The 12,972-nt window shown below is 66.4% G+C and carries 10 protein-coding genes; 6 read left to right on the top strand and 4 right to left on the bottom strand.

The window, feature by feature from the left end:
- Window positions 1-54 precede the first annotated feature (54 nt).
- Window positions 55-1,566: a L,D-transpeptidase family protein gene (locus ACQY9P_RS16325; RefSeq protein WP_421738161.1), complete on the bottom strand. Its 1,512-nt coding sequence runs from the start codon at window positions 1,564-1,566 to the stop codon at window positions 55-57.
- 212 nt (window positions 1,567-1,778) lie between these two features.
- On the opposite strand from ACQY9P_RS16325, the gene ACQY9P_RS16320 reads away from it, so the two are divergent.
- The 3 genes from ACQY9P_RS16320 to ACQY9P_RS16310 all read left to right on the top strand — a co-directional run bounded on the left by ACQY9P_RS16320 (window position 1,779) and on the right by ACQY9P_RS16310 (window position 5,896).
- On the top strand, window positions 1,779-3,575 hold the full coding sequence (locus ACQY9P_RS16320) for a glycoside hydrolase family 15 protein (RefSeq protein ID WP_421738162.1): 1,797 nt from the start codon (window positions 1,779-1,781) through the stop codon (window positions 3,573-3,575).
- A 63-nt stretch (window positions 3,576-3,638) separates the two neighbouring features.
- The gene (gene otsB / locus ACQY9P_RS16315) at window positions 3,639-4,418 is read left to right on the top strand and encodes a trehalose-phosphatase (protein ID WP_421738163.1); all 780 of its coding nucleotides are present in this window, start codon (window positions 3,639-3,641) and stop codon (window positions 4,416-4,418) included.
- Window positions 4,415-5,896, top strand: coding sequence for an alpha,alpha-trehalose-phosphate synthase (UDP-forming) (locus tag ACQY9P_RS16310; protein WP_421738164.1), 1,482 nt, complete (start codon window positions 4,415-4,417; stop codon window positions 5,894-5,896). The genes otsB and ACQY9P_RS16310 overlap by 4 nt, the downstream gene beginning before the upstream one ends.
- A 30-nt stretch (window positions 5,897-5,926) precedes the next feature.
- Here the strand turns inward: ACQY9P_RS16310 and ACQY9P_RS16305 are convergent, their stop codons facing one another.
- Window positions 5,927-6,295: a BlaI/MecI/CopY family transcriptional regulator gene (locus tag ACQY9P_RS16305; protein ID WP_421738165.1), complete on the bottom strand. Its 369-nt coding sequence runs from the start codon at window positions 6,293-6,295 to the stop codon at window positions 5,927-5,929.
- A gap of 315 nt (window positions 6,296-6,610) precedes the next feature.
- Here ACQY9P_RS16305 and ACQY9P_RS16300 point away from each other — a divergent pair, with 315 nt between their 5' ends.
- The 3 genes from ACQY9P_RS16300 to ACQY9P_RS16290 all read left to right on the top strand — a co-directional run bounded on the left by ACQY9P_RS16300 (window position 6,611) and on the right by ACQY9P_RS16290 (window position 9,896).
- A complete protein-coding gene (locus ACQY9P_RS16300; protein WP_421738166.1) occupies window positions 6,611-7,429 on the top strand; it encodes a 2-keto-4-pentenoate hydratase in 819 nt (272 codons plus the stop codon).
- Window positions 7,430-7,469: 40 nt separating this feature from the next.
- Window positions 7,470-8,744 carry an MFS transporter gene (locus ACQY9P_RS16295; RefSeq protein ID WP_421738167.1) on the top strand — a complete coding sequence of 425 codons (1,275 nt, stop codon included), beginning with the start codon at window positions 7,470-7,472 and terminating at the stop codon, window positions 8,742-8,744.
- Between the two features lie 114 nt (window positions 8,745-8,858).
- Window positions 8,859-9,896 carry an oxidoreductase gene (locus ACQY9P_RS16290; RefSeq protein WP_421738168.1) on the top strand — a complete coding sequence of 346 codons (1,038 nt, stop codon included), beginning with the start codon at window positions 8,859-8,861 and terminating at the stop codon, window positions 9,894-9,896.
- 14 nt (window positions 9,897-9,910) lie between these two features.
- Here ACQY9P_RS16290 and ACQY9P_RS16285 read toward each other — a convergent pair whose 3' ends face one another.
- Both ACQY9P_RS16285 and ACQY9P_RS16280 read right to left on the bottom strand, forming a co-directional pair.
- The gene (locus ACQY9P_RS16285; protein ID WP_421738169.1) at window positions 9,911-10,219 is read right to left on the bottom strand and encodes a hypothetical protein; all 309 of its coding nucleotides are present in this window, start codon (window positions 10,217-10,219) and stop codon (window positions 9,911-9,913) included.
- Window positions 10,220-10,290: 71 nt separating this feature from the next.
- The gene (locus tag ACQY9P_RS16280) at window positions 10,291-12,315 is read right to left on the bottom strand and encodes an ATP-binding protein (protein WP_421738170.1); all 2,025 of its coding nucleotides are present in this window, start codon (window positions 12,313-12,315) and stop codon (window positions 10,291-10,293) included.
- Window positions 12,316-12,972: the final 657 nt, after the last annotated feature.

Below are 12,972 nucleotides of genomic sequence, written 5' to 3'. Positions count from 1 at the left end.
ACGCTCTACCCCGATACGCTACGGCGGGGAGGACACCCCACGCGAGGCGGAAGGTCAAGCTGAGCCGGTCCGGACTGCGGCGATACGCTGCACCAGGACACGATCCCAGCCATAGGGATCGTCGCGGAAATTGACCTGTCCGTCCGGCGTCACATAGGCCGTCCAGTAGAGCAGGAAGACCGCGATCTGTTGCGGCAGTTGGGCCCGCACGGTCTTGCCGCTGGCGATGGCGTCGTCGATCGCCTGAGGGGTCCAGACCGGATCGCCCTCCATCACCGAGCGCGCGAGGTCGAGCGGCTTTTCCAGGCGCACGCAACCGTGGCTGGCCAAACGGCTGAAGCTGGCGAAACGGGCGCGGCTGGGCGTATCGTGAAGATACACGCCATAGGGGTTGGCGAAGTCGAACTTGATCAGGCCCAGAGCGGCCTTGGGACCGGCCTTCTGCTGCAGGCGCGAGCCGCCATCGCCGGTGGGAATGACGATGAAGTCGTTGCGCGCCAGATAGCCCGGATTGGCCTTTTCCTTGGGCCATAGCTCGCGGGCGGCGATCGAGGACGGCACGTTCCAGGGCGGATTGAGCACAATGCTGTGGATTTTGGACGACAGCATCGGCGTCTCGTCGCCCGGACGACCGGTGACGGCGCGCATGGTCAGGGTCGGAACGTCGTGGTGAAACACCGACAGCACGGCGGCGGCGATGTTCACCTGGATGCGGTCGGCGGGCAGCTCCTGCGGCAACCACCGCCAGCGCTCCATGTTGGCGACGATCTGGTCCAGCCGCAGCTCGATCGGGGTGTTCAGGGCGTCCAGGGTTTTCTTGTCAAGCACCCCGTTGGGATTGAGGCCAAAACGCTTCTGGGCCCGCATCAGGGCCTGGACCAAGGCTTCGTCGAACAGGGCGACGCCATCGACCGCCACCGTGGGATCCTCGACGGCCAGGCGCGCTTCGAGGGCGACGACGCGCGGGCCGGTCGCGCCAAGCTTCAGGTCGGGACCGGCCGGCAGCATGGCCCAGCCCCCATTGACCGCGAGGGCGCGATAGGTGGCCAGGCCGCGACGCAGCGTCTGGTAGCCGGTGTAAGGTGGCGGCAGCGTTTCCAGCCACGGCCCCAGGCGGTCCTGGTCCACGGCCTGGACGAAGTCGGCGCCAGGATCATAGTCCGCCGGGCGCAGCCCCCAGTCGGTCAGAAAGCTGGCGGCTGGCAGACGGCCAGAGCGCACGGCCCTGGCATAGGCCAGGGTGAGGGCGATCAGTTGGTTCTGGCCGGTCTGGCGCACCGCGACATCTCGGGAGCCCAGCAGGCCGACGGCCTGGTCGGGAACGAAGGCATCCAGTTCGAAGCCGTGCGTCGGGGCGTCGGTCAGCACGCCGCGCAACACGTCCACCTGATCGGCGCGCAGGGCCACGGCATAGGGGTCGACGGGCGGCGCATAGACCTGGGTCGGAACCTGTACCGGTCGCGCACCTGACAGCGCCGGACGCTGAGACTGCGCCCTGGCCGCGCCGGCAAGGACCCACAGCGCGCCACCGGCCAGCCCAAAAGATCGTCTCGAAAAGCCGCTCACGTCTTGTGGATCTCGTCCGACCACGCGCGAGTGAACCGCGCGCCCCCAAATGGCCGGTTGCGCCCCCCATCGTCAACGCGAGTATCGCGAAAGGCGAGCCAAGGCCGCGCGCGGACCGTTCTTTTCGGTCAGGCAGGAACCGTGAAGCCACACTGGCGGTTTGGACACAGGCGCGAGGCGGCGATCAGGTCTCGCCTCGACATGGAGACGGCGTGCCTCAGACCCTGGACCTCTTTCCCATCGGCAATTGCGCGGTCAGCGCGCTCATCGATCGCAGCGGCCGTTTTGTGTGGGCCTGCGCGCCCCGCGTCGACTCCGATCCGGTGTTCAGCGCCCTTCTCAGCGATGCCGATCCGGCGAGCGGCGAGGCGCGGGGCCTTTGGGACGTGGTCGTCGATGGCGCCGTCTCGGTGGAACAGGCCTACCTCCGCAACACCCCCATACTGCGCACCGAGATCACCGACGCCGACGGCGCGAAGATCGAGATCATCGACTTCGCTCCCCGCTACCAGCAATTTGGCCGAATTTTCCGCCCGACCGCCTTCATTCGCCTGATCCGTCCGGTGGCGGGAACGGCGAGGATCACCGTGCGCCTGCGGCCAACCGCCCAGTGGGGCGCGCGATCCGCAGAGAAGACCTCGGGCTCCAACCATATTCGCTATCTGTGCTCGGACCTGACCATGCGGCTCAGCACCAGTTGCCCGGTCTCACATATTCTGGAGGAACGCGCCTTTCGCCTGGAACAGCCCATCGCCCTGTTCCTGGGCCCTGATGAAGGCTTCGAGGCCGATATCCGTTCGACCTGCGATCGTATGCTGACCGAGACCACCGTCTACTGGATGACATGGGTGCGGGGCCTGGCCATCCCCCTGGAGTGGCAGTCGGCGGTGATCCGCGCGGCGATCACCCTGAAGCTCTGCGTGCATGAAGAGACCGGCGCGATCGTGGCGGCCCTGACCACCTCGATCCCCGAACACGCCGATAGCGGCCGCAACTGGGACTACCGGTACTGCTGGCTGCGCGACGCATATTATGTGGTTCAGGCCCTCAACCGCTTGGGCGCGGTCGACATTCTGGAGAACTATCTGGGCTATCTGCGCAACATCGTCGACCGCGCGGCCGGCGGCCACATCCAGCCGCTGTTCGGAGTCGGGTTCGAGCCGCAGCTGACCGAGCGCCTCGCCCCCGACCTGCCCGGCTATCGCGGCATGGGCCCGGTGCGGATCGGCAACCAGGCCTTCGAGCATCAGCAACATGACGTCTACGGCCAGATCGTGCTGTCGACGACGCAGGCCTTCTTCGACGAGCGCCTGCTGCGGCCTGCCACCATCGCCGACTTCGAGGCCCTGGAGCCGGTGGGCGAGCGGGCGTTCCAGCTTCACGACACCCCCGACGCCAGCCTGTGGGAATTCCGGGGCCGGGCCAATGTCCACACCTATTCGGCGGTCATGTGCTGGGCGGCCTGCGACCGGCTGGGCAACGCGGCGGAAAAGCTGGGCCTGACCCAACGCGCCGCCTTCTGGAACGGCCGAGCCGCGAAGGTGCGCGCCACCATCGACGAGAGCGCCTGGAACGCCGGGCTTGGCCGGTTCGCGGCGACCTTCGGCGGCGACGAACTGGACGCCAGTCTCCTGCAACTGGTGGACCTTCGCTTCATCTGCGCCAACGACCCCCGCAACATCGCCACCGTGGCGGCGGTCGAGGAAGGTCTGCGCAAGGGATCCTACCTGCTGCGCTACGCCATTCCCGATGATTTCGGCGAGCCGAAGACAGCCTTCAACATCTGCACCTTCTGGCTGATCGAGGCCATGCATCTGGCAGGACGGGGCGAAGAAGCCCGCGCCCTGTTCGAGGACATGCTGGCACGCCGCACAGCGGCCGGACTGCTGTCGGAAGACATCGGTTTCTCGGATGGCGAACTGTGGGGCAACTATCCGCAAACCTATTCGCTTGTCGGGCTGATCAACTGCGCGGTGCTGCTGAGCCGACCCTGGACGTCGGTTCGCTAGGATCGAAACCCGCGCGGACGCGTTTCTGCGTTCATGTACCGATTTGAACAGGGGCGTCTTGTCATGGCAAAGCAAGGGTCAGGTGCGAGCCCATCGCCAGAGCATCTACCGCCGCCTCCAGCGTTCCCGCCGCTTTCCGCTGCGCTCTTTCTGGACCTCGACGGCACCCTGGCGCCGATCATGCCCCGCCCCGAGCAGGTGGGCCCAGACCGCAGGCGGGCGATGCTCATGAAGCGCCTCGCCGCCACCCTGGATGGACGGGTGGCGGTGGTCAGCGGGCGGGCGCTCGATGACCTTGATCGCATTCTGGAGCACGCGGTCACACCCATCGCCGCCGTGCACGGTCTGGTGCGGCGCGACGCCGAGGGCCATGTGACGATGGCGACGCCTCACCACGGCGTGGCCGACGCGCGACTGCTGCTCCGAGACTTGGCGCGCTGCGACAAGGGTCTGCAGTTCGAGGACAAGCAGGTCAGCGTCGCTCTGCACTATCGCAACGCGCCCGGCGCGGGAGAGGCGGTGGTCGAGGCCGCCCAACGTATCGCTGTCATCACCGGTCTGGTCCTGCAACTGGGCGACATGGTGGTCGAACTGCGTACGCCAGGACAGGACAAGGGTCAGTCGGTCGCGGCTTTCCTGCGCGAACGGCCCTTCTTCGGCGCCGTGCCGATTTTCGTCGGCGATGATCTGACCGACGAAGACGGCTTTACGGCCGCCGCGCGCCTGGGCGGCTATGGCGTGCTGGTTGGCCCCATGCGCCCAACGGCGGCGTCATACCGGCTCGACAACCCCGCTGCCGTCACCGACTGGCTGGAGAGCGTCGTGACGCTGACGCCCGCATGAGCCGGCTGATCGTTGTTTCCAATCGCGTCAATCCGCCCCCCAGCCCTGAGCAGGGCGATGGCGAGAGCAGCGTCGGCGGCCTCGCCATGGCTCTGGCGGCGGCTCTGCGTGAATATTCCGGCATCTGGTTCGGCTGGAGCGGCAAGACCACCGAAAAGTTCACCGGCCAGCTGTCGATGCAACGGGTCGATGGCGTCACGACGGCGACGGTTGATCTCGAAGAGGGCGACTATCAGGAATACTACAACGGGTACGCCAACAAGACCCTATGGCCGCTGTTCCACTATCGCGTGGACCTGACCGCCTATGACCGCTCATTCGGCGAGGGCTATGACCGGGTCAACAAGCGCTTCGCCGAGACCCTGCGGCCGCTGATCGAGCCAGACGACGTCATCTGGGTGCACGACTATCACCTGATCCCGATGGCGCGCGAACTGCGGCGCATGGGCGTGACCAACCGCATCGGCTTCTTCCTGCACATCCCCTGGCCAGCCCATCAGCTGGTGGTCACCCTTCCCCGCCACCGGCCGCTGGTGGAGGCGATGTTCGACTACGACCTGCTGGGCTTCCAGACGGAGGAGTCGCTACAGGCCTTCGAGGGCTATGTGCTGTCGGAGGTCTCTGGCAGCCGCACCAAGGGCGGCGAGTTGAAGGCGTTCGGCAAGACCACCCGCGCGGCCGCCTTCCCGATCGGCATCGACGCAGACGATTTCGCCCGCATTAAGGACAGTCCCCGCGCCAGCAAGGTGTATGACCGCATGCTGGCCCACAGCGTGTTTCGCAAGATGGTCGTCGGTGTGGACCGGCTGGATTACTCCAAGGGCCTGGAAGAGCGCCTGATCGGCTTCGAACGGTTCCTGCACGACAATCCCGGCATGCGTCGCGAGGTCATGCTGCTGCAGATCGCCCCCCTGTCGCGCGACGAGGTCGAGGCCTATCAGGATCTCCGCTCACGCCTCGACGGCCTGATTGGCCGGATCAACGGCGCCTATGCCGAGATGGACTTCACCCCCATACGCTACGTCAACCGAAGCTACCGCCGCGACGAGCTGGCCGGGATCTATCGCGCCGCGAAGGTGGGCCTAGTCACCCCCCTGCGCGACGGCATGAACCTGGTGGCCAAGGAGTATGTCGCGTCGCAGGATCCCGAGGATCCGGGCGTGCTGATCCTGTCGCGTTTCGCCGGCGCGGCGCGACAGCTGAAGGACGCGCTGATCATCAACCCCAACAGTCCCGAGGAGATTTCGGACGCCCTCAGTCGCTCCCTGGCCATGGACCTTCCGGAACGCAAGCGTCGCTGGGAGGCGCTGTTCGACAATGTCCAGACCCGCGATGTCACCGCCTGGCGCGATGATTTCGTCAGCGCCCTGACGTCGGAAAGACCGGATCAGGAGGAGAAGCCGGCCGCACGGCCCCTTGAGGCCGGAGAGCGCGGCGCCAAGGCCCTGAGTTCGCTGGCGCGCGAGATCCGAGCCTAGAGCGAAGAGCCGACGGATCGAAGGCCTGCCTCAGTCGCCGCGTTCCAGATCTTCGATGAGGCGCTTCAGGCGGGCGATCTCCTCGGCCTTGAGCTCGCGGTGCTGGGCGAAGTGGCTGATCATCGGGGCCAGCTGCCCCTCAAACAGCCGGTCGAGCAGTCCCTGGCTCTCGGAATGCACGTAGGCGCTGCGCTCGATCAGGGGGCGATAGCCGTGCTTGCCGTCGGCGCGTTCGGACTTGATGGCCTTCTTCTTCAGAAGACGATTGATCAGCGTCTTGACGGTAGCCTCGCCCCAGGACTGGGCCGACCCGACTTCGGCGACCAGTTCGTCGGCGGTCAGTGGCTCACGACGCCAGAGGGCCTCCATGACGTGACTTTCGGCCGAGGTGATATGCATGGCTCATTACATCCGTAATACAGCCTGACGCTATACCGGTCCGGGCCGCTGTCAAGCGAAGGCCAACACGCGTCTCGCCACGCGCCGCGACCGCCGACAACGACTGGCGATAGATCCGGCTCGCCAGCGCCGCCCGAGGCGAGGACGTCGCCCGCTCTGATGAGCTTTCAGGCAGATCTGCCTCAGGCGCCGAAATGGCGACACAATGAATGTCCACCGGTGTCTCGGGTCGTCATTGTCAATGACACCGGTTTCCATTAGAGACGACCCAAACCCGTTAAACGGGCTGTGGCTGCACGAGGGAGGACTAGCGGCGTGACCGTTTCTGAGGCCGAGAGCGATACGTTCGCACCGGCGTTCATCGCTCCCCAATTCGTTCAGGCCCGCCTGGCCGGCGTTTCCGTCCCCGGCTACCCGGGCGGCGTGATCCCAACCACCATGGCGCAGGGCTACGCCGTTCAGGAAATCGCCATCGACAGCTGGCCAGACGAACTGGTCGGCTGGAAGGTGGGCCTTGTGCCGCCGCAGCACCGCGAGCGCCTTGGCGCCGAGCGACTGGCTGGCTGCATCTTCAGGAAAAACCTCTGGGACGCCGGCGCGACGCCGACGCCCTTCCGGTCGATCAGCGGCGGCTTCACCGCCGTCGAGGCCGAGTTCATCATCCGCCTGGGCAAGGACGCACCCGAGGGCAAGACCGACTGGACCGCCGAGGAAGCCGCCGACTATGTGGGCGAGCTGATTCTGGGCGTCGAGATCGCCGGCAGCCCACTGGCCACCATCAACGCCCTGGGTCCGCCCGTCGTGGCGTCGGACTTCGGCAACAATGACGGCCAAATCCTGGGCCCGGTGCTCGCCAACTGGCGCGACATCGCCTGGGAGGACATGGGCGTCGAGACCATCATCAACGGCGTCAGTGTCGGTAAGGGCACCGCCGCCTCGATTCCCGGATCGCCGCTCGCCGCCCTCGCCTTCCTGCTGGGCCACGTCGCCTCGCGCGGCCGCCCGCTGAAGAAGGGCATGCTGGTCACGACCGGCGCCAGCACCGGCATCCACGATGTGGTTGCGGGGGACACCGCAACGGTTAGCTTCGGCGCCCTGGGACAGGTGGAGTGCGTCGCCGTCCCGGCCAGGTAAGAACAACAAGCAAGAAACTCAGGGCAAGGAAGACGTGTCCATGGACATCCCCAAAACCCCCGCTGTGTCCGAGAAGATCGGTCGCTACCGGTGGGTGATCGTCAGCTTGCTGTTCGCGGCGATGGTCATCAACTACGTCGACCGGCAGACGATCGGCCTGCTCAAGCATGACCTGTCGACCGAGTTCGGTTGGGACGAGACCCACTACGCCGACTTGGTGTTCTACTTCCAGCTTGCCTACGCCGTGGCCTATCTGGCCTGGGGCAAGATCATGGACAAAATCGGAGCCCGCTGGGGCTTCGGCATCGCGTTCTTCATCTGGCAGATGGCCCATATCGGCCACGCCCTGGCGCGGGGCTTCACCGGCTTCGCGGTGGCTCGGATGGGACTGGGCATCGGTGAAGCCGGCGGCTTCCCGGGCGGCATCAAGGCCGTGGCCGAATGGTTCCCCAAGAAGGAACGCGCCTTCGCCACCGGCATCTTCAACGCCGGCACCAATATCGGCGCCATCGTCACCCCGCTGGTGGTGCCGGGCATCGTGCTGGCCTTCGGCTGGCAGATGGCCTTCATCGTCACCGGTCTGGCCGGCCTGATCTGGCTGCCGATCTGGCTGCTGGTCTATCGCCGTCCGCGTGAACAGAAGCGCGTCGGGGCCGCCGAACTGGCGCACATCGAGCAGGACCCGGCCGATCCTGTCGAGAAGATCGGCTGGGCCAAGCTGCTGACCAAGCGCGAGACCTGGGCCTTCGCCTTGGGCAAGTTCCTGATCGACCCGATCTGGTGGATGTTCCTGTTCTGGCTGCCCGACTTCCTGGGCAAGCGCTATGGCCTGGACCTCAAGAGCTTCGGTCCGCCGCTGATCGCCATCTATCTGCTCAGCGACGTCGGCAGTGTCGGCGGCGGCTGGCTGTCGTCGCGGTTCATGAAGATGGGCTGGACGATCAATCGCGCCCGCAAGACCACCATGCTGATCTGCGCCCTGCTGGCCGTTCCGGTCATCTTCGCGGCCAATGTCGACAACCTCTGGCTGGCCGTCCTGATCATCGGCGTCGCCACCGCGGCCCACCAGGGCTTTTCGGCCAACCTCTACACCCTGCCGTCGGACGTCTTCCCGCGGGGCGCGGTCGGATCCGTGGTCGGCATCGGCGGGATGCTGGGCGCCTTCGGGGGCATGGTGTTCTCGAAATATATCGGCAAGGTCCTGGATCAGATCGGCACCTACACACCGATCTTCCTGGTCGCCGGCAGCGCCTATCTGATCGCCCTGCTGGTCATCCACATCCTGACTCCCAAGATGGAGCCGGTGAAAATCTAGGTTTTCACTGTTTCTGACGACCAAGCCCCCGCCGCCTTTCGCGGCGGGGGCTTTTTTCTGGCCCGCACTCCGGCCAGGGCCTATTTCCAGAGCCTGTCTTCGAGGAGTTCGCCCATGTCCCCCGCCCCGTTGAAGGTCGCCCTGGTCGGCTATGGCTACGTCGGCAAGACCTTCCACGCGCCCCTCATCGCCGCCACGCCGGGCCTTGAGTTGCACACGGTGGTCTCCAGCGACGCGACCAAGGTGCGGGCGGACTTTCCCGACGTTCCGGTCGTCGCCGCCGACCTGATCCGGGCCCTGGCCGATCCGGCGATAGATCTGGTGGTGATCGCCACTCCGGACGCCCTGCACGCTCCGCAGGCCCACGCCGCCCTGGACGCCGGCAAGCACGTGGTGATCGACAAGCCGTTCACCGTCACCCTTGAGGAGGCCCGCGCGGTGACGGCCCATGCCGAAAAGACTGGCCTGCTGCTAAGCGTGTTCCAGAACCGCCGCTGGGACAGCGACTTCCTCACGCTGCAGGCGCTGATCGATCGAGGCCATCTGGGCCAGGTGGTGCAATACGAAAGTCACTTCGACCGCTTCCGCCCGCTGGTCCGTGACCGTTGGCGGGAGAAGCCCGGCGCCGGGGTGCTGCTGGACCTGGGGCCACACCTGATCGACCAGGCCCTGGTGCTGTTTGGCATGCCGCAAGCGGTCTATGCCGACATCGCCGTCCAGAAGGACGGCGGCGTGGCCGGCGACTATTTCCACCTGCTGCTGCGCTATCCGCGCCTGCGGGTGCTGCTGCACGCCAGCCAGATGACCCAGGCGACCAACCTTCGCATGGCCGTTCACGGAACCGGCGGCAGCTTCATCAAGAGCGGGCTCGACGCCCAGGAAGCGCACCTGAAGGCCGGCATGAAACCGGGCGCGCCGGGCTATGGCGAGGATCCGCGCCCGGGCGTCCTGATCCAGCTGGAAGACGACGAGCCGGTCAGCACCGCCGTGCAGCCCCTGCCGGCCGACTATCGCGCCTATTACGCCGGCATCCGGGACGCGATCACCGCCGGAGCGCCCAATCCGGTCTCGCCCCAGGAAGCGCTGCGGGTCATGGAGGTCATCGACGCGGCCCAGCGCAGCGCCGAGCAGCGACGGGAGATCGCGCTTTAGCCGGGAGACCGGCGCTAGTGGGCCGCGCCGGCCAGCTCGCGACGCCCCGACAGCGCCAGGCCCGCGTCCAGCCCGCGTCGCCACAACAGCTCGGCGTCGTAGGTGACATAGCCGTCCAGCAGGGTCAGGCGCAGGACCAGCCGGGTGGGCAGCAAGAGCGAGCGTCTCATCGCCACCCGCGCGCCGTCGGCGGTCAGATCCAGCACGGCCACCGGCTCGGCCCGCCCTCCCGCCTGCAGCAGGTCGCCGCGCAGCAGGCAGGCCCGCCGGCTTTCCGCGCGGCGCTCGACGGGAGGTTTGAGATAGTTTTCCACGATCGACATGCGGCCAAGCTAAGCCGCAGACGTCTAGGAACAGTTGGCGAATGTGGTGAGCGAACCGTGAAGCTTGGAGCTCAGGCGCATTGCTCCAGGCGGGCTGTCGGCAGGTACTCGTCCAGAAGCGCGATCAGGGCGGCGAAGTCGATGGGCTTGGCGATATGGGCGTCCAGACCCGCGACCCGATAGGCCGCCAGATGCGCCGGCTGCACGTTGGCCGTCAACGCCACGATCGGCAGATGAGCGAAATCACCGCCCAGCCCCCGGATCGCGCGCGTCGCGGCCAGACCGTCCATGCCCGGCATCTGGATATCCATCAGCACCAGATCGAACGTCCCGCGCGAGACGGCGTCCACCGCCGCCGCGCCATCCTCGACGGTCTCGACGCGCAGGCCCAACTGTCCCAGCACCGTGCTGACCAATTCCCGATTGGCGGCGGCGTCGTCCGCCAGCAGGACCCGGCCGGAACCGAAGAATGGAGCCGAGACCGAGGTCGGCGGCGCGACCAGGGTCGTCACGGGACTCAGCGGAACCGTGAACCAGAAGGCCGCGCCCTTGCCGGGCCGGCCTATGGCGCCGATCTGGCCACCCATCAGCTGGATCAGCCGTTGTGAAATCGTCAGACCCAGCCCGGTGCCGCCATGATCGCGGGCGGTCGAGCCGTCGGCCTGCACGAAGCGGTCGAATAGACGCTCGGCCTGCTCTGGCGCGAAGCCGACGCCCGTATCGGTGACCGTCACCGCCAGACAAACGCCGCCCGTTTCATCAGGTTCGCCCCGAACGTCCAGGGTGATGGAGCCGTGGGCCGTGAACTTGGCGGCGTTGCTCAGGAAGTTCAGCATAACCTGACGCAGGCGCGGACCATCACCGAGCAGCAGCCTGTCCAGGCCCTCCCCGCCCGTGATGTTCAGGACCAGCCCCTTCTTGAGAGCCTGGGGCTCGATCAGGTCCATCGCCTCACGCGACAGATCCATTACCGAGAACGGGCGCGGATCCAGTTCGACACCGCCGGCTTCCAGCTTGGAGACGTCGAGAATGTCGTTGATGACCGACAGCAGGGCCTCGCTTGCCGTCTGTATGCGGTCGGCATAGCGACGCTCGTCCGGAGCCAGACTCCCGCTCTGCTTGAGCAGGCCGGAGAAGCCGATGATGCTGGTCAGGGGCGTGCGCAGCTCGTGGCTCATATTGGCCAGAAACTCCGCCTTGGCCACGGCCGCCGCCTCGGCCTGGCGCAGGGCCTCGACATGGACGGTGACATCCTGAAACACGCCGAACATCGCTTCGACCGCGCCGGTCTCGTCCAGTTCGCACACCGCCCGAGAAACAACGATCCGCGTCTCGCCGTCGGCGCGGCGCAGTTCCATCTCGAAGTGATAGCCGTCGCCCGTGGCCAGCGACTGCTTGACCAAGGCGTTGATCGTCTCCCGCCCTTCGGGGCCAAAGAACTCGATCGCGTCATTATAGGCCGGGTCAAAGCTGTCTCGCGACACGCCGTGGATTCTATAGACCTCGTCGGACCAACGAAGCTCACCCGTCTTGATCACATAGCGCCAGTGCCCAACACCCGAGACCGACTCGGCCAGGGAAAGCAGACGACTCTGCTCGGCGCTCTCCCGGCCAGCGCGCGTGGTCTCCAGGGCGTCAATCACCGCCCCGGCCAGAGCCCGGAGTCGAGCCGTCTCCCTAAGAGACAGACCCTCGCGGCGCGGCTTGGTGTCGACAATGCACAACGTGCCAAGGTTCTCACCGCCGGGGCTGGTCAGCACGGCGCCGGCGTAGAAGCGAATATGTGGCGCGCCGGTCACCAACGGATTGGTGGCGAAACGCGGGTCGAGTGCGGCGTCCTCGACCACCATGACCGAGCCCGGTTCAAGGGCGATCGCATGGGTGCAGAAGGCGTGGTCGCGCGGAGCCTCACAAACATCCAGTCCGTGCCGCGACTTGAACCATTGCCGCTCGGTGTCAATGAGCGACACCAGGGCGATCGGGACGTCGAACAGGTCGGCGGCCAGCGCGGTCAGGCGATCGAAGGCGGCCTCGGGCGCGGTGTCCAGCACGCGATAGTCGAGCAGCGCCCGCAGTCGAGCCAGTTCAGTTCCCACCACGCTACTCCTCATGCACAGTCGGTAAGCGTGTCAGAGCGCGCCTACGGCGCGGTTAATCCGGGGTGCGACAAGACCGCGCGGCAAGTCTGGCGGACACGGGCTCTCTGCCTCAAGCGAGATCACTCGCTGAGTTGGTGTGGGGAGGCGCGAAGCGGCCGGGGCGAACCCGGATGACCGTGATGTGTTTTGTGCGTTTCGGCTCGACCTGTCCGCTTCGCCAAGCTGTTCTTGACCGTGAGGATCGGGGCACACGAGCGTCGGTTTCAGCTCTGATTCCCAACTAGCCCCCGGACGGGCGCGCATCTTGTCGATCGGCTAATCCGTCTCGACGCCGACGATGTGCGATAGGCGGACTCTGATCCCCGCCCTCTTCGACCCGCGCTCACCCGGCCGACAGGCCCCTCGGCGTGCGGTCCGTCCTTCTGAGACAGTCCGCCCGCTTCGACCCGCCGCCCAGGGCGTCGCGGCCCCGCTCAGCTTCATCACCCGTCGCCGCTTTGGGCCGGTACCAGGCGCCCTCCCCTTGCGACGGGGACAAGGAGAAGTATCCACCCGTTTTGGGAGCGGGGGATACGCAAGCGCGAGAAAGTTGGAAGTGATTGAATTCGCTCAGTTCGATTCGCTAAGCGCGGAGGATACAGCGCGACAGGTCCT

This window comes from Caulobacter sp., assembly GCF_965279145.1.
Classification (GTDB): Bacteria; Pseudomonadota; Alphaproteobacteria; order Caulobacterales; family Caulobacteraceae; genus Caulobacter.
This window is presented reverse-complemented; position numbering and strand designations above follow the sequence as displayed.